Raw genomic sequence first — 16043 nt, forward strand, 5'->3', positions numbered from 1 at the left:
CGGATCGGTACGTGCCAATCCCGATGGTTGCTTTCGATCTGCGGCTTGGCAAAATCCCACAAAAAAGCAGTCCGCCTTGTGCAGCGCAACCGTCGCGAGCTACGCTTGCATCACGAAGTGTCGCTCGATCGGATTATTCCGATTGTCCGACCTAGGAGGCGCCGTATTGTGGCAATGCGAAGTGATGTCGTTTCATCCGCAGTGCTAGGTCCCAAGTACTGCTTCAAGGAACAGTTCATGATCTCGTCCATCCTCGCTGGATTGTTCCTGACGATCTGTATGGCCCCCGTTGAGGCGGATTCACTCCTTGACCTGCAGCCGTCCAAGTCGGAGTCCTTACAGACGACTTGCTGCATCCCTGCCACTCTCGCATCGGGAGGCGTTCGCCGTCCATTTGAAACCGAGGGCGTAAAGACATTCGTCGCCAAGCTTTTCGACACTGGTGACTTTCCCGCCCGGTGGTATTGCGGTGTATGGTCGACTGACGTGGGGTGGTTACACATCCTTTCTGATTTAGGCATCTTCACCGCATACTTCGCGATTCCATGTGTTCTTCTTTTCTTCATATTGCGTAAAAAAGACCTGCCGTTTCCGAAAGTTATCTGGCTCTTTGCTGCATTCATCCTCGCATGCGGTCTGGGGCATCTGATCGAAGCATCCATTTTTTGGTGGCCCGTCTATCGGTTCTCGGGATTGGTGAAATGCCTGACAGCCATCGTTTCTTGGGTAACGGTAATCGTGCTAGTTCGAATCATGCCGATCGCCCTTCGATTGCCGTCGAGTGCTTTGCTGGCGACCAAATTACTCAAGAGCCAAGAGCGATTGGACATTGCGTTGGGGGCGGCCAAGATCGGTGTTCTCGAAATGGATTTTCGAGCACAGCAAGCCGTCGCGGATGCGAAGACGCGAGCGATTTTCGGATGGGAGGAGGGTCCATCTTGCGAAAGTTTCCTTGCCATTCAAGAAACGGTGCACCCCGATGACAGAAAACGCTTCTCCGCCGCGCTCCAAGCTGCCGTCGACGGTCGCACTACTTTTGAGACAGAGTTTCGCATTGTTCAATCGAACGGTGCAATTCGGTTCGTTCAATACCAAGGAAGATTTGTAGAAGAGCCAGGGAGCTCATTGCTTCCAGAGCCAGGATTGTTGATCGGTGTGTGCGTCGACATCACCGAAAAGCATACCAAGGATGCGGCACTATCTGAGAGCGAACAAAACTTTCGAGGCACTTTCGAAAATGCCGCGATCGGGATCGCTCAGGTATCCGTACAGGGAAGGTGGATGAAGGTGAATCCGATCCTATGCTCCATTCTGGGGTATTCTGACTCCGAACTATTGCAGATGTCCTCGCAAACGATCACGTACTTCGAGGACTTGGAAAAAAGCAATGCGTCGATGCACGCGGCGATTGACGGCGCGATGGAATCGTATTGCTTGGAAAAGCGGTTCGTTCGCAAAGATGGGCACGCGGTGTGGGTGCGCCTCTCGGCCTCTCTCGTTCGCGACTCGAGCGGCGAACCGAAGCATTTTGTGAAAGTAATTGAGGATATCGATTGTCGAAAGCAAACCGAACTGGAACTCCAGCAATATCACGATCGAGTAGAAAAGCTTTCCCTAGTCGCGAGCAAAACTCAGCACTCCGTGGTGATCACCGATGCGGAGGGAAAGATCGAATGGTGCAACGAAGCCTTTGTTCGATTGACGGGATTTGAAACGAACAGCGTGATTGGGCGCAAGCCCGGCGAATTCCTTCAGGGAGAATTGACGGATCCAGAAGCCGTAACGAGTATTCGCGAGGCGCTAAGAGCAAGGGTTAGTATCGCAACGGAAATTGTCAATTATCATGCGAGCGGCAGGCCTTATTGGATCGAATTGAAGATTGATCCTGTGCTCGACGAGGCAGGAAATCTCTCCAACTTTATTGCGACCCAAGTCGATATCTCGGATCGAAAGAGATCGGAGGAGAATCTCCAACAGGCAAAGCAGGCCGCCGAGCAAGCGAGTAAAGCGAAAAGTGAATTCTTGGCAGCGATGAGCCATGAGTTGCGTACTCCTCTCAATGGTGTCATCGGCATGACAGAACTGCTGTCGGACACGGGGCTTGAACCACGTCAACAACGATTTGTCGATGCGTGTCGTAAGAGCGGTCAAAATCTGTTGGTACTGATCAATGATATTCTCGACTTCTCGAAGATCGAATCTGGCAAATTGGAGCTCGATTCACACCCGTTTGACTTGTTGCAGCTGATCCGAGAGTCGATGGAGTTGATCGGCCACCGGGCGGAAGAAAAAGATCTGCAATTGCGTCTTCGATTCGAACATCCGTCCCCCTTGTGCTTGCTCGGAGATAGTCATCGGATTCGTCAGGTCTTAACCAATTTACTTAGCAACGCTGTGAAGTTTACGGACGAAGGGTTGATCTCCATTATTGTGGATCCCGTGGAAGCCACCGAAGAGCGGGCCCAAGTACGTGTACGGGTCAAAGATACAGGCATTGGTATTCCAGCAGATCGACTCCGACTTTTGTTCAAAGAGTTTTCCCAAGTGGATCAGTCTGCGAGCCGACGATTCAACGGAACAGGACTCGGATTGTCGATCAGTAAGAGTATTATTGAGGCGATGGGAGGATCCATCGGCGTCAAGAGCACCGAGGGGTTTGGCTCGGAGTTTTGGTTTCAACTCGATTTGCCACTAGGAACATTCCCCGAGATCGCTCCTCCAACCGATGATCAAGCCAACCCGATCCCTTCCCGTGTGCTGCACATTCTGTTGGCTGAAGACAATCCGACCAACCAAATGTTTGCGGAAGAGGTGATCACCCGGCATGGTTGGGTTTGTGAAGTGGTGGACAACGGCAAAAGTGCAGTTGAAACCTATAAACGATCGAAATTCGATGTCCTGCTCATGGATTGCCAAATGCCAGACATGGACGGTTTTGCTGCCACCGCCGCCATTCGAGAGTTTGAACAGAGTACACACGCTCAGACTCGCGTGCCCATCATTGCGTTGACTGCCAACGCCATCCAGGGGGACCGAGAGCGATGCTTAGCCGCCGGAATGGATGCGTATCTTTCAAAGCCTTTCACTCCTAAATCTCTCCTCGAAGAGATTGAGTCCGTGATCAAAAATCGTCCATCCGACGAATCGCATTCCGATTTGATCGGCCCCGCGTGCGAGTCTTGCGATCCACCCGATTCTACCTTCAACGAGTCGGCCTTCCTTGAAGAGCGATGCATGGGGGAGATGGACTTTGCCGTCTCGCTTTTGGATTCATTCCTCGCGACAAGCTCGGATCGATTGCGAGCTCTCATCGAACACGTGCAATCCGGAGACTTTGCATCGGCCAGTGCATTCGCTCATTCCTTAAAAGGAAGCGCTGGTGTTGTATTAGCGTCCCGGCTCGCGCAGTTAGCGGAAAAGGTCGAGATGGCCGCACAAACGGAGGATAGACTCACCATGACGGAGGGCCTCGAACAATTGGTGCGAGAAGTACATGCCTGCCATCGTTCAATTGGCGAATGCAAACATAGGATTCTTCGACAGGGGCAAGCGATTCAAGAGACTCGCCAGGGAGTTGTAACCGATGATGAATGAACGAATGAGTGCATTGATCGTGGACGACGATGAAGTCGTGCGGAAGATGTTGTCTTTTGCTCTCGGACGAATCGGCTTCAGCTGTCTTTGCGCCACCGATGGTGCTGACGCTTTTGCAACCTTGGATAGTGGCACATTCGATCTCGTGATCACCGATCTCGCGATGCCCAAGACCAACGGATACGCACTGGCGTCTACATTGCTAGAAAGCCGAGAAAGGCCGTTTATCGTTGTGCATACAGCGGTTTTGGAACCCAAGCTAACCAAAGACCTTGAGCTGCGTGGAGTTGACGAGATTGTATTCAAGCCGACCGATTACAACGCGTTTGCGGAGCGGATGCGGACCATGGTCCGCGAACGAAGGATGAGCAAGGCCGAAGTTCCCCAAGAGTTTTTGGAGCTGGAAATCAAGCGAGTGAATAATCCAGCTTCGATTTCGTAATCAGATGGGGACCTCACCACCTCAACTCGTAGGGATCAACTCCAAGCACACGATTCGGTCCGTACCGCGAACATAAAGCAAGCCGTGCGAAACGACAGGGGGCGCCCAGCTTGGAGTATGAACGTAAGGGCGTTGTTCTCCCGGGACCTGTTGGTTCGTGAGGTCCATCTCTGCCACCAATTCGAACCGGGATGTGTTGGGCTTCACCAATTGCAGAACTCCTCTTTCTCCCAAAAGGAGCAAGTGGTTATCGATCACAATCCCTGTCATGCGATCGCGATTGCGAATGGACCAAGTGGTTGTGACTTCCACTTTGCCTTTTTCCTTACTCCATTCCAAGCACCGCAGATCGGTATCGGGTTCATTCCGACCGCTGCTGACAAACACGTTCGAACCGATGACCAATGGATTGGTCCAGTGGGGGCGGAAAACCTGATCACGGCGCGACTTGCCGTCGGTCCATATAGCTTGCAGTCCACTGGATCCTATCTTAAGCAGTGAGCCCCCTTTCTCGTACGCTTCACCGATTAAAACATCGCCCTGCACCAAAGTGGGTGGCGCCCCGTTCACACTTTCCAGTGATGACGCTCGCCAAGCATAAAAGCGTTCGTCTGAGCCATCGGAGGGATTGAATGCGAGCAACCCTTCGCGAACGAATGCGAGCAAGACATCCTTGCCATTGATTTCGCGGACTACCGGTGCGGCGTAGCTAGCGAGATAGTTGCCGACACGATGAAGTACATTGCCGGTTCGCTTATCGAAACCAACCAGCGCACATTGGTTTGGGCGAGAGGAAGGGACATCGTTGACCGAAAGATCCGCGGCGGACCGCCCGTCGGGACGGCTCCCCCCGACCATTACCCAGAGGATATCGCGATAGACCAAGGGCGAGGCACCCACGCCGAAGAAGTTGGGGATGACCCAAAACTCCTCATTGAGGTTCTTTTCCCAGATCCGCTTCCCATCGCTTGTGGACACGCAGGCCAGTTTGCCCGCTGCTCCATAAACGTAGACTCGTTCTCCATCGACTACGGGGCTGCAGCGTGGCCCGTTGTTGTATCCGTAAGCATCGAAATAGGTGACGGGGCTTTCCCAGGTCCAAAGGATCTGTCCAGTCTCGGCGTGGTGGCAAGTCAATCGTTCACGATCTTCGAAGCGATCGAATTGAAACCAGCGACCATGGCTCGCGACACCGTTTCCGTAACCTTCCCCCGTCGGTGCCGACCAGACCACGCGCAGGCCTTGGTCTCCCCAATTGGTCCGTATGCCCTTCTCAGTACTCGTCGAATCATAACGCGCTCCGAGCATGCGGGGCCAATCCTCGCCTTGCGCGCGGGTCCAAAGGGACTGGGTTTCCCCCGAACCAACCTGGGCCATCACGCCTCTCAACGGGCATACGGTTGTGACGAATCCTAGAATGGCGACAATGAGGAAGTGTTTCAGTCGTTGGCTGCGGTGGGGTATCGTGAAGGCGAGCATCGTGAAATCGAACATCGTGTATTTGTTGGGTAAAGAAGCGGGTGGAGCGGTGGGTGCTGAGAAAGGTGAGGAGCGGGGATGGAAGACTTAGTCATCAATGAGCACGTCCTGATCCCAGCGAGCGAATTGCAATTTACATTTTCGCGAAGTGGGGGGCCGGGGGGGCAGAACGTAAACAAGGTCAACTCGAAGGCCACGTTGACGTGGGATCTCGCAGGTACCCAGGCATTGTACCCTGGGACCTTGCAACGGCTAAAGGCGCTCGCTGGTTCGCGATTGACGGAATCGGGAATGTTGCAGATCACCAGCCAAGTCCATCGCGATCAGCTCAGCAACATTCAAGCGTGTCGCGAACGGCTTCGTCATATGATTCTCGATGCCATGACGCCACCGACGGTCCGTAAGCCGACGCGACCTACTCGAGGATCTCAGCGGCGCCGCATCGAGGGGAAACGTATCCAGAGCCAGAAAAAACAAGGCAGGGCCGGGGGCTGGGAGTAGCCACACGAGAACTCCCAATCCATCGCAAAGCGACGTCTCCTTTTTCGATGCAAACTCCAGACGTTCCGGTTCCCCGCCTCGTCCCGGATGGATGCCATTTCTCCTGAACTGGTGTATTATAGCGTCTTTGCACCCCTACCTGCCCTTTCTGAGGTTTTCGATCATGAGCGTGTCCCGTTCCCGACCCAATTCTCGCCGCGAGTTTCTCGAACGATCGATGCTGACCACGGCAGCGCTACTAGCAGCCCAATCTCGGTTCGGATCCCCAGCCATGGCGCAGGACAATCAGTCGCCCTCGGTGAGTCCCAACGAGCAGATCCACGTGGCGGTGATTGGAGGCGGGGGGAGAGGACAGTCCCACATCGGTGGTTTCGCGGGCAAAAAAGGAACGATCGTCACTCACATATGCGATTGCGATGAACGGGCTGGGCAGCGATCTTGCGATTCCGCTGCGGAAAAGCAAGGTGGAATGCGACCGGCTTGGGTAAAAGACGTCCGGAAGCTTTTAGAAGACAAATCTATCCATGCAGTGAGTATCGCGACGCCCAACCATTGGCATTCGCTCGGAGCGATTTGGGCGGTGCAGGCAGGCAAAGACGTTTATGTCGAGAAGCCTGTGTCCCACAACGTGCTCGAAGGGAGACGATTGGTTCAGGCGGCTCGCAAGCATAACCGTATCGTACAAACCGGCACCCAAAGCCGATCGAATCCGGGTATGCGTGCGGCGATGGAATTCATCCATTCCGGGGGTATTGGAGAAGTCTCCGTGGCTCGGGGGCTGTGTTATAAGCGTCGACCCTCCATCGGACCGAAGGGTACCTACGAGGTTCCCAAGGAAGTCGATTACGACCTCTGGTCCGGTCCAGCTCCCATCCTGCCGGTAACGCGCAAACAGTTTCACTACGACTGGCACTGGCAATGGGCATACGGCAACGGTGATCTCGGCAATCAAGGTATCCATCAAATGGATTTGTGCCGATGGGCTCTCAATGCGAATAAGCTTTGCGAACAGACGTTCTCCATCGGTGGACGCCTAGGCTACGAGGACGCAGGTGAGACCGCCAATACGCAACTCGTTGTTCATGATTTCGGCGAGAAGCAGTTGGCGTTCGAAGTCCGAGGATTGAAGACGGGTGATTACAAAGGCGCGAGCGTTGGTATCATCGTCGAAGGATCGAAAGGATACCTTGTCATGACCACCTACCAATCAGGAACGGCATTCGACTTGGACGGAAAACCGATCAAGACCTTTGACGGCGGAAGCGATTCCTACCACTACAAGAACTTTGAAGAGGCGGTACGAGCACGCGATCACAAACTTCTCAACGCCGACGTCGAAGAAGGACATCTCTCGAGCGCGTTGTGCCATCTCGGCAATATTTCCTTGCTCATGGGGGATAAGTTGGAAAAGAAGGACGCGGCCGAACGTGTTGCGAAGATCGCGGGTCCATCCAAGGTTGCGGAGGCATGGGATCGGACTGTGGACCATTTGAAGGAAAATTCCGTAGAGTCGTTTCAAGTTCAGGTTGGCCCTCATTTGGTCTTTGACCCCATTTCCGAATCCTTTGTCGGGAACGACCGAGCCAATACCATGCTCTCGCGAGAATACCGCAAAGGATACGAACTTCCTTCCGAACAGTCCGTCTAAGAGGAATGTTCTCGATCTTTCCCTGCGAGACGTCTTCATTCTGAATCTTCCAAGGCCGATGCTTCCTCGAGCGGTTGCATCGGCCTCGTTCCATTTACCGCTTGAGCATGGTATCTCTCGTAGAAAAGTCGCGTTATCATTACGAAACGCTACCTGTTCTCTTTCTCACGGCATCGAAGGTCGGTATGTCATCATTGAGGATTCGCATCCAAACATCTGCACCCAGCGGAACGATTGTGTTGGACAACGCGAAGACCAGGAATGCCTTGTCACGCGAAACCATCGAAGATCTCACCGAGGCGTTTGCCGATTTTCACCGTGAGAAAAGCGTGCGCGCTGTCATCCTGACCGCTACGGGCTCAACGTTTTGTTCGGGGATAGACTTGAAGCAATGGAGTGAGATTCAAGGGAGCGAAGAGTCCTTGGCCGCATGGCAGGATGTGACAACGGAACTTCAGGAGTTGTATGAAACGATGCTTCGATTTCCGAAGCCTATCGTCGTCGCCATCGACGGCCCGGTGCTAGGGGCGGGGCTCGGTCTGGTATTAGCCTCGGATTTGGTGGTGGCATCGAAACGAGCGAGCTTCGCGTCGCTCGCGTCCCGGGTAGGGTTGGTTTCGGGATTGGTCGCCCCGCTTCTCGCATTCCGCTCAGGAGCCTCGGTGGCTGCGCGGTTGTTGCTGCATCCCCATCCAGTGAGTGCTGAACAGGCCTACCATTGGGGGTTGGTCCATTACTTGGTAGACTCCGGACAGATTTGGGCGAAGGGAAATGAGATTGTTCAGGATATCGCACAGTCCTCGGTGGAGTCCATGCAAATGACCAAGCGATTGCTCAATGAGATGGTTGGCGAATCGACTTGGTCTCACCTCACCAGTGGAGCCGCCGTGATGGCCACCATCATGAGCACCGAGTCGGCTTCCGAGGGCTTGAAAGCCTTTGTTGAAAAGCGGCCGACCAAGTTCCCGTAGAAGTTACTCGCTCTCCCCCGGCCGAGCACACCGGCCTGCTATTCACGTACGCCCAAAGACACAGAAATGACCCAACCGAGCAACGAAGTCAAATATCTGCTATTCGATGTCGAAAGTGTCGCGGATGGTGCCATGATCGCATCGACTCGCTACCCAGGTTTGGGGCTCGCACCGGAGGAAGCTTGCGAACGCTTTCGTTTTGAACTGTTGAAGGAGTCAGGGAAGGACTTTATCCCGTACACCTATCACATACCCGTCGCTGTCGTGATTGCGAAAATTCGCGACGATTTCAGCTTGATGGAGATTGTTTCTCTCGATGAACCGCAACATCGTCCCCAGGTGATCACGAAGTACTTTTGGGTAGGGTGGGAACGGTACGCTCGCCCCACGTTTATCACGTTTAACGGTCGCTCCTTCGATCTACCGCTTATGGAACTGTCTGCCTATCGCTATGGAGTAAGCATTCCATCGTGGTTCAACATTTACGACAAAGCGTTTGAGCAATACCGAAATCGGTACAACGTCAGCTCTCACCTTGATCTGCATGAGATATTGACCAACTTTGGCAGCAGTTGGTTCCGCGGTGGTTTGAACCTAGCCGCTCAAATTATTCAGAAGCCCGGCAAAATTGATGTTCAGGGGAACATGGTTCACGAGCTTTACAATGAGGGGAAACTGGCGGAAATCAGCGAGTACTGCCGCTGCGATGTACTCGACACATACTTCGTTTACCTCCGATCGCTGTTGGTAATGGGACGGATCACATCGGAACGGGAGTCGCAATTGATCGAGCAAGTCCGAAGTATGCTCGAAGAACAATCCGATTCCCATCCCGCCTACCAACTCTACCTAAACCACTGGAGCAGGCTCGAACAAACCCAGTGATTAGATTTTCAGAACAAGTACGGGGCTCTTCGCTAACCGAACGATCCGCTCGGCAACACTCCCGAGCAACAGTCGAGTCAGCCCGCTTCGGCCGTGCGATGGGACGATGATCAGACCCGCTTCGATTTGCTCGGCGCGGTCGGCGCAAACGGTTCCTGGATCACCGATCATCACCTCTTCCGTGATTCCTCCGTATCGTTTCTCCGCGAATTCCTTCTTAAGCAAGTCCATCGCTTGATCGATTCTTCTCTGGTCGTCACTCCACTCGATCGGAATCCCCTCGGGGGCGAGAGGTACGAAAATTGGGAGAACGTGCAGCACGTGGACTTGGGATCGATCCTCCACCATCTCCAGAGCCTTGTCGATCGCGGCATGAGAAGGTTCGGAGAAATCAAAGGGAACCAAAACTGGCTTGTTGATCGACCATGGCATGATGAAACGGCCCTTGAGGATGACAGAACGGGACGAAGTAGCACGTGCCCAACAGGAGGTTACAACGCTGGATTATACTGTTCCGCTGGCATTCTTTGTAGCAAGCTTCCGAAGGGGTAGGATGAGTCGAAAAACATTTGAAGAGTGGAAAGATCGCAAACCTGCGAGACGCATGGTGGAAGTCGCTGATGAGGTCCGTGAGGGCTTGTCGTTGGGCGTCTTGGAGTCCAAGAATTTGGTGGAATGGCTTAGCGTGGATCGCATTCGCTTACTGCAACATCTCTCCGAGGAATTGTCGTTGCCGATCTCTGACGAAGCGATTCGATTGGTTCAAAATGACACGCGGGAATTGGCAGCGCTCAAAAAGAGCCAATGGATTGGAGCCTATCTGGCGACAGTCGTTCAGGTCGGTGATAACGCTTGGAAATCGATGTCCATCCACGCCAGCGATGTCGTGCGTGAATGGGCTGCCTTGGTCGTCGGGCACGCTCCGCTGTCGTTCTTAAAGAAACTAGCTTGGATCAAACTCTTCGCGGATGATTCCAACCCAGGGCTTCGTGAGATTGCTTGGATCTCCCTCCGTAATGACGTTCTCCGCGATACCGAGGAGTGCATCCGGCGCCTCGTGCCTTGGACGGGAAGCCGAAATGAGCGATTGCGACGCTTCGCCAGCGAACTCACCCGACCGCGAGGTGTGTGGACTTTTCACATCGCGCAACTCAAAAGGTGCCCGGAGTTGGCTATCGATATCTTGGAACCCTTAAAAGAGGATGATTCCAAATACGTCAAAGACTCGGTTGCGAACTGGCTGAACGACGCCAGCAAAACCAAACCGGATTGGGTGGTCGAGATCACCGATCGCTGGCAACGCGAGTCCGGCTCCCTTCACACGCAATATATCATCCGCCGCGCATTGCGGACTCTCCGCGGAAAATCCTGACGCAATCCGGACCTGCCTCGCTCGCCAACCCGGCGAAACTGCAGTCCTCACCCTGCATGCTCCCTGCAGTTTCTCCTCTGCAGCGCGCGGAAGCCAGCGATAACGGGCAAATAATTGTGTGAGCGTAAGGTCTTTCCTATTAAGTACTTAGGATATTTGTTTTCTCAGACAGGACACTTGGCACGTTTTGTGTATTGGGTAGTGATGGTGGACGCAAACGAAGCGACGTCTACCTCCTTCCCCCACGAGTGCAAGGTTCTCTGTTATGCAACATGCAACCCATCAAGAGGGCGACGACAAGACGACAAGTCGCCCCCTTCTTGAACAGTTCCTTCAAGCCTTCCTGCAAGAACGAAGCATCAAGTGGATGCTCTTGATCGGAGCGGCGATTATCGTCGTTTGCTCTTTGAAACTAGTCGCCCAGCAATGGGAAGATTGGCATCTGTCGATCAAGTTCTTTTCGATTCTCGGATACATCGCGACCATCTTTGGGTTCGCCGAAGCGAGCAATCGATTGTTGGGTTTGAAAGCGACATCCGCAACGTTGCGAGGTATCACTCTCTTTCTGTTGCCGATAAGCTTTCTCTCGCTTGGGTGGCTCAGTAACCATCAGACCATCAGCCTTTGGGAGTGGCTTCCTACAGTCGTCGTCGGGACTGGGGTTGTTACCTATATCTCGGACTGCATCCTTCGAGAGCTTCTGTCGGGCAGGCAAATCACCTATCAGATTTGTTTTGTTCTCCTCGGTGTTATTGGGAGCATTCCCGATTCCTTCTCTATCCCGACCACAGGAATGGCCATTGCTATCTGGCTCGTGGGAACGGTTGGAATTATCAAGATCAATCGCTATCTCTTTTGGCTCGGTGAACAGCACCGTGCACCGATGAGCGCATACCAATTCTTCCCCGTCCGCCTGATGGGAATCGAGATGTTGCTTCTCTTCTCTTCTAAGTTGCGATGGGTGGAATCGCAGCATTGGTTTGGTTTCGCTTTGGTCCTGTGCGCAATTCCTGTCGCCGTCACAGCGCAATCTCTTTTGCATGTTCATCGTGTGCGAACCGGTGGGCTTTTGAAGACCTGGCCTGTTTCTGCAGGGGTGACGTTGGTGATCTGTCTGCTGATGGCCACCGCAGGGGTGTTTCTATCGAGCAATGTCCTCCTTCATCTCGGTCCGGATCTGAAACTTCTTGTCCCTGCGAGTCTCCTGGCTGCGGCAATCTATTTCTGGGCGGCATACGAATCGAAACAATCTGTTCTGACTTGGGTGGGACTTGGTCTGGTCGTGATCGGATACATCATCAGTCCGGTGTGGTTTGCGGATTGGGCACGCGGTGTCGCTTCGACTGCCGCATCGGGATTGAATGAATCCAAACTGCCGATCGCTTTCTACGGATTGACCTGTCTCCCATTGATTCTCAGCTGGTCGACCCTCGCGTACGCCTTGAAGTCAAAATCATTACGAATTGCACAGGGTGACTGGCGCGTCTTTTATATGCCACTCATTTGGGGCGCCAATCTCTTGGGGCTCGCCTTGCTCCTCTTCTCCGCTAGCAATACCAAGGCAATGTTCCTGATTCCGGCGTGTTACGTTGTCTACTACACCTTTCAAGCGGCGATGTGGAATGATCGTCGATACATGGTTGGAACACTCTTCGCAATGAGTGCGGCGATCTACAGTGCACTTCCGTTTGGAAATGCTATGTTCGGGTGGCAAATGGATTCGAGCATGTCGTTCGTTCTGCTGGGAGTTTGGTGCAACCTGTTGTTTATTTTACCAGCCGAATGTTTGCTTCAACGTTTCAGTCTTCCCGATGCAACTGCAAAACTTTGGCCGGTATGGAAAGGGAGACTGGCTCCTCTCGGGCAATTGTTCGCACTGATCTTGCTAACCATCCTTTCCCTGACGTTGGCGACACATGCTCTCCGGGTTGGCGGGGCTGGCATGTCGAAACTCGATTGGATTTGGCTCGCTCTCGTGATGATCGGGCATGCGTTGAACACAACCATGACGCGCCGATATATCTCGGGTGCAGCTCATTGCATTGCATGGACATTTGCCATTGCTCTTCTCTTCTCGAGAATCGCTCACGATGCGAGTGATTGGATGTGGCTAATCTCGGCTGTTTCGACGATCGGCTCCGGTGTGGGGTATTTGCTGACACGCAACTCCCAAATCGGCTTTGGTTGGAGCGAAATGATTCATTTCCACGCAACAAGTCCAAATCGAAATCGACCCGATTTTGTCTCGGCTGGCACTTTATGGGATGCGTTATGCGTCCCTGCCCGGGATTGGTTCTCGATCCTATCCATGGCTTGCTGTGGAATGCATTTCGTCATGTTGTTGGATATCCATTGGAACCTTGATCGAAGTTTTCAATTGTCTCTGATTCTGACTATCGCTTGGTTGTTGGGCAGTATTGCGGTGCTTCGACTTCCACTCTCGGTATTCATCTTCACGTTGATGGCTCCGCTAGCTATGTCCGGATTCGCTCTTCACATGAACTGGATTTCTACGAAAGAGGACGCGATCCCGCTCCTATGGGGGCTTGTTGTTGGAGCGTTGGTTTTGCCGATAAGTCTTTGGAATCGCCATGTCGAGGATGCGAAGCCCTGGGTGAAGTGGTTCGAGCACACGGCGACGGCTTGGTGCGTTTTGCTTCTCTGTCTTTGCTGCATCCCTGTTGTTCCGCTTTTGGCATGGGCTGGGTTGATCGCGTTGGTTGTCCTGTATGGGGTGAGGCAACCATCCCTTGGTTCCTCGTCTTTTGGGGCCGGGGCAGTAGCTTGCCACTACTACGCATTTATGCTGATGTGCCACGGCATGAGAGTGAATCCCTTTGAGATCCTTTTCGTTTCAGGCTGGGTGCAGAGTCGATCCTATGTCTCAACCGTTTTGAGCTTCTTTGTGTTCAGTTTGCTCGCCATTCAAACTCTATTGCCGCATCTTGATCGAAGATTCGCCCGTGGTTGGGAAGGAGGCCTGATGCTTCTTATCTTCAAGATGACCTGGATCGCCTGCGTGAGCACCCGTGCTGATATCCAGTGGTGTTTAGTCGGAACTGCACTCTTGTTTTTGCTCAGCGGCGTTGAGATGGCCAAGGCGTATTGGGCGAAGAATGAATCCCGTGTCTGGATTTGCCTCGGACTTTTGTTGGGAGCCATTCTTCTAGGCACCGCCAAGATCCCATTCGCGGAGTTTGCGGAGTATACGCCGATTGGGTGGACCTGTTTGGCAATCAGCCTCGCATGGTGTGCACAGCGATCTCTCACGAAGGAAGATTGGAAGTTCATTGCTCACCCATTCCAGATCGTTGCGATGGGAATCGCATCGTGCTTGAGTGTCTGGTTCGTGATGACGCATCTGTTCGGTATTCACGAGCACGGGAAATCCGTTACCACCTTCTGTTTGTTTCTGGCCAGTTTTTATTCCGCGTTCGAAGCGTACGTTACCAAGTCCACTTGGAGCTTTTGGGCGCTCCTAGTTTTACTCAACGCGGGCCTAACGTCGTGGACTCGAACCGTAGGGTGGAGCGATCTTCAACTTTATTTGGTCCCACTCGGATTTTCGATGGTTGCCATGGTGGAGTTACTGAGAGCCAACCTGACAAAGTCGACCGCCTACAACCTGCGTCTAGCCGGTTCGCTCGTTGCGTTGGTCTCCCCCTTGGCCCAGATTGTTCAAGGAAGCTGGTGGCACCTGATCTCCCTCATGGTCTTAAGCGTACTTGTTGTCCTGCTAGCCATCGGCCTGCGGATCAAGGTGCTGATGGCAACGGGTACGGCCTTCCTAGCAATCGATCTGATTTCGATCCTGGTACGGACAGCGATGGACAAACCGGGTGGACTGTGGATTGCTGGACTCTCGATTGGAGTCGTTGTCATTGCACTCGGTGCTGTCTGTGAAATCTATCGCGATCGGATTCGTGCTCGAATTCGAGAGTTGTCGGATGAGTTAGCGACGTGGAATTGATCTAGTTTCCATTCCCGTCTTCCCCTGGTTGTTGTTTCCTTTCAAGGAGAATGGTTATGTCTTGGTTATCTCAATTTACCCTGATCATGCGATCGAACGTTACGGCGCTCAAAGAGCAGATCGAGGATCCCGAAAAGGTTTTGCATCAACTGTTGATCGACATGCAGAACGAGCTGGATGTCGTTCGATCCAGTGTCGCCGATGCGGTCGCCGACGAAATCCTGATGCGAAAACGTATTAACAAGGAGGCCGAAGAGGAAACGAAATGGCAAGAACGCGCGACCCAGGCCATCAAGCGAGGGGACGAATCGGTGGCGCGAACCGCCTTGGAACAAAGACTGTCCTGCACACAGCGACTCGAGCAGTACAAGTCGGATCATAACAAACAGGTGGTCGAAGTCGAAAAACTCAAAGCAGCTGTCCGAGATTTGGAAGACAAGATTCGTCAGGCGCAACATAAAAAGACACTGCTGGTTGCGAAGCTTGCGCGCGCCAAGTCGACCAATAAAATTCAATCAGCGTTGGACCGAACCCACAGCAAATCGGCATTCTCACACTTTCAAAAGCTGGAAGATCGCATCGATCGCCAGGAAGCCAAACTGGAGGCGCTTTCCGAAATGGGGGACGACGATGTTCCCAGCGATCTCGAGCAAGAGTTTTTACGGCAGGAACAAAAGGAACGCCTCGAAGCGGAGCTCGACGCCCTTCGAAAAATGACCTCTGCTGAAAGTTCCCAATGAGAAACGGGCTCATGAAGACAGTCCGAGAGTTGCTCAAGACTTGGTGGGGGCAGGATCGTATCCGCGTCTCCTCACGCTCGCTGCTCTTGGGGTCTTTACGCCCGGGGGATCATCTGATCTTTCGCGATCATCTTTACTCGCTATTGCGGGTGGAGGAATTGAGGGTTGAGGAATTAAGAAATGTTCGTGTTTTGCATCTAGGAAATGAAGAGGGGCACCACGCCCGGCCCCTTTTCATTATCTTGGACGCATCGTTGAACAGTGAGCCGGTCTTCCGGCAATACTGGACTCAGCAAAGGCCGACGTATCAAGATACCTTGATTCTTCCGAGCGATGGCTTCCGTTCGATGCTCCAAGCACGCCCGATTGGACTAGAATGGGAACTATTGCTCGACGAGGATTGGATGATCCCTTCTCAAAATCTATCTCTTTGAAAACGCC

The 16043-nt window shown here is 53.1% G+C and carries 12 protein-coding genes; 10 read left to right on the forward strand and 2 right to left on the reverse strand.

Annotation, left to right across the window (positions count from 1 at the left end; translation table 11 throughout):
• The first annotated feature begins 174 nt into the window (after positions 1 to 174).
• Together VN12_RS21420 and VN12_RS21425 are read left to right on the forward strand one after the other, a co-directional pair.
• A complete protein-coding gene (locus VN12_RS21420) occupies positions 175 to 3594 on the forward strand; it encodes a PAS domain S-box protein (RefSeq protein ID WP_240491452.1) in 3420 nt (1139 codons plus the stop codon).
• Positions 3584 to 4036 (forward strand): response regulator, encoded by a 453-nt coding sequence (locus VN12_RS21425; RefSeq protein ID WP_146678713.1) that lies wholly within the window; start codon positions 3584 to 3586, stop codon positions 4034 to 4036. The genes VN12_RS21420 and VN12_RS21425 overlap by 11 nt, the downstream gene beginning before the upstream one ends.
• A gap of 21 nt (positions 4037 to 4057) precedes the next feature.
• On the opposite strand, the gene VN12_RS21430 is transcribed toward VN12_RS21425, so the two are convergent.
• The gene (locus VN12_RS21430; RefSeq protein ID WP_146678714.1) at positions 4058 to 5530 is read right to left on the reverse strand and encodes a PQQ-binding-like beta-propeller repeat protein; all 1473 of its coding nucleotides are present in this window, start codon (positions 5528 to 5530) and stop codon (positions 4058 to 4060) included.
• A gap of 63 nt (positions 5531 to 5593) precedes the next feature.
• Between VN12_RS21430 and arfB the strand changes: the two genes are divergently transcribed.
• The 4 genes from arfB to VN12_RS21450 all read left to right on the forward strand — a co-directional run bounded on the left by arfB (position 5594) and on the right by VN12_RS21450 (position 9520).
• A complete protein-coding gene (gene arfB / locus VN12_RS21435; protein WP_146678715.1) occupies positions 5594 to 6016 on the forward strand; it encodes an alternative ribosome rescue aminoacyl-tRNA hydrolase ArfB in 423 nt (140 codons plus the stop codon).
• Between the two features lie 163 nt (positions 6017 to 6179).
• Complete coding sequence (locus VN12_RS21440) at positions 6180 to 7664, forward strand: Gfo/Idh/MocA family protein (protein ID WP_146678716.1); 1485 nt, start codon at positions 6180 to 6182, stop codon at positions 7662 to 7664.
• Between the two features lie 107 nt (positions 7665 to 7771).
• A complete protein-coding gene (locus VN12_RS21445) occupies positions 7772 to 8635 on the forward strand; it encodes an enoyl-CoA hydratase/isomerase family protein (protein ID WP_146678717.1) in 864 nt (287 codons plus the stop codon).
• A 66-nt stretch (positions 8636 to 8701) separates the two neighbouring features.
• The gene (locus tag VN12_RS21450) at positions 8702 to 9520 is read left to right on the forward strand and encodes a 3'-5' exonuclease (RefSeq protein ID WP_146678718.1); all 819 of its coding nucleotides are present in this window, start codon (positions 8702 to 8704) and stop codon (positions 9518 to 9520) included.
• Here the strand turns inward: VN12_RS21450 and VN12_RS21455 are convergent, their stop codons facing one another.
• The gene (locus tag VN12_RS21455) at positions 9521 to 9952 is read right to left on the reverse strand and encodes a universal stress protein (protein ID WP_146678719.1); all 432 of its coding nucleotides are present in this window, start codon (positions 9950 to 9952) and stop codon (positions 9521 to 9523) included.
• Between the two features lie 121 nt (positions 9953 to 10073).
• Between VN12_RS21455 and VN12_RS21460 the strand changes: the two genes are divergently transcribed.
• The 4 genes from VN12_RS21460 (at position 10074) to VN12_RS21475 (ending at position 16036) form a co-directional block, all read left to right on the forward strand.
• Positions 10074 to 10892, forward strand: coding sequence for a DNA alkylation repair protein (locus VN12_RS21460; protein WP_168164554.1), 819 nt, complete (start codon positions 10074 to 10076; stop codon positions 10890 to 10892).
• A 265-nt stretch (positions 10893 to 11157) separates the two neighbouring features.
• Complete coding sequence (locus VN12_RS21465; RefSeq protein WP_146678721.1) at positions 11158 to 14862, forward strand: hypothetical protein; 3705 nt, start codon at positions 11158 to 11160, stop codon at positions 14860 to 14862.
• 56 nt (positions 14863 to 14918) lie between these two features.
• Entirely contained in the window at positions 14919 to 15602 is a 684-nt protein-coding gene (locus VN12_RS21470; RefSeq protein ID WP_146678722.1) for a PspA/IM30 family protein, read from the forward strand.
• Between the two features lie 11 nt (positions 15603 to 15613).
• A complete protein-coding gene (locus VN12_RS21475; RefSeq protein ID WP_146678723.1) occupies positions 15614 to 16036 on the forward strand; it encodes a hypothetical protein in 423 nt (140 codons plus the stop codon).
• Positions 16037 to 16043: the final 7 nt, after the last annotated feature.

The organism is Pirellula sp. SH-Sr6A (assembly GCF_001610875.1).
GTDB lineage: Bacteria > Planctomycetota > Planctomycetia > Pirellulales > Pirellulaceae > JBKCUI01.

What these genes read in the sequence shown, in the direction of transcription:
- VN12_RS21440 (WP_146678716.1), top strand. Translation starts at nt 6,180, where the DNA reads ATGAGCGTGTCCCGTTCCCGACCCAATTCTCGCCGCGAGTTTCTCGAA.
- VN12_RS21420 (WP_240491452.1), top strand. Translation starts at nt 175, where the DNA reads ATGCGAAGTGATGTCGTTTCATCCGCAGTGCTAGGTCCCAAGTACTGC.
- VN12_RS21455 (WP_146678719.1), bottom strand. Translation starts at nt 9,952, where the DNA reads ATGCCATGGTCGATCAACAAGCCAGTTTTGGTTCCCTTTGATTTCTCC.
- VN12_RS21450 (WP_146678718.1), top strand. Translation starts at nt 8,702, where the DNA reads ATGACCCAACCGAGCAACGAAGTCAAATATCTGCTATTCGATGTCGAA.
- VN12_RS21475 (WP_146678723.1), top strand. Translation starts at nt 15,614, where the DNA reads ATGAAGACAGTCCGAGAGTTGCTCAAGACTTGGTGGGGGCAGGATCGT.
- VN12_RS21445 (WP_146678717.1), top strand. Translation starts at nt 7,772, where the DNA reads ATGGTATCTCTCGTAGAAAAGTCGCGTTATCATTACGAAACGCTACCT.
- VN12_RS21460 (WP_168164554.1), top strand. Translation starts at nt 10,074, where the DNA reads ATGAGTCGAAAAACATTTGAAGAGTGGAAAGATCGCAAACCTGCGAGA.
- VN12_RS21470 (WP_146678722.1), top strand. Translation starts at nt 14,919, where the DNA reads ATGTCTTGGTTATCTCAATTTACCCTGATCATGCGATCGAACGTTACG.
- VN12_RS21425 (WP_146678713.1), top strand. Translation starts at nt 3,584, where the DNA reads ATGATGAATGAACGAATGAGTGCATTGATCGTGGACGACGATGAAGTC.
- VN12_RS21465 (WP_146678721.1), top strand. Translation starts at nt 11,158, where the DNA reads ATGCAACATGCAACCCATCAAGAGGGCGACGACAAGACGACAAGTCGC.
- VN12_RS21430 (WP_146678714.1), bottom strand. Translation starts at nt 5,530, where the DNA reads ATGTTCGATTTCACGATGCTCGCCTTCACGATACCCCACCGCAGCCAA.
- arfB (WP_146678715.1), top strand. Translation starts at nt 5,594, where the DNA reads ATGGAAGACTTAGTCATCAATGAGCACGTCCTGATCCCAGCGAGCGAA.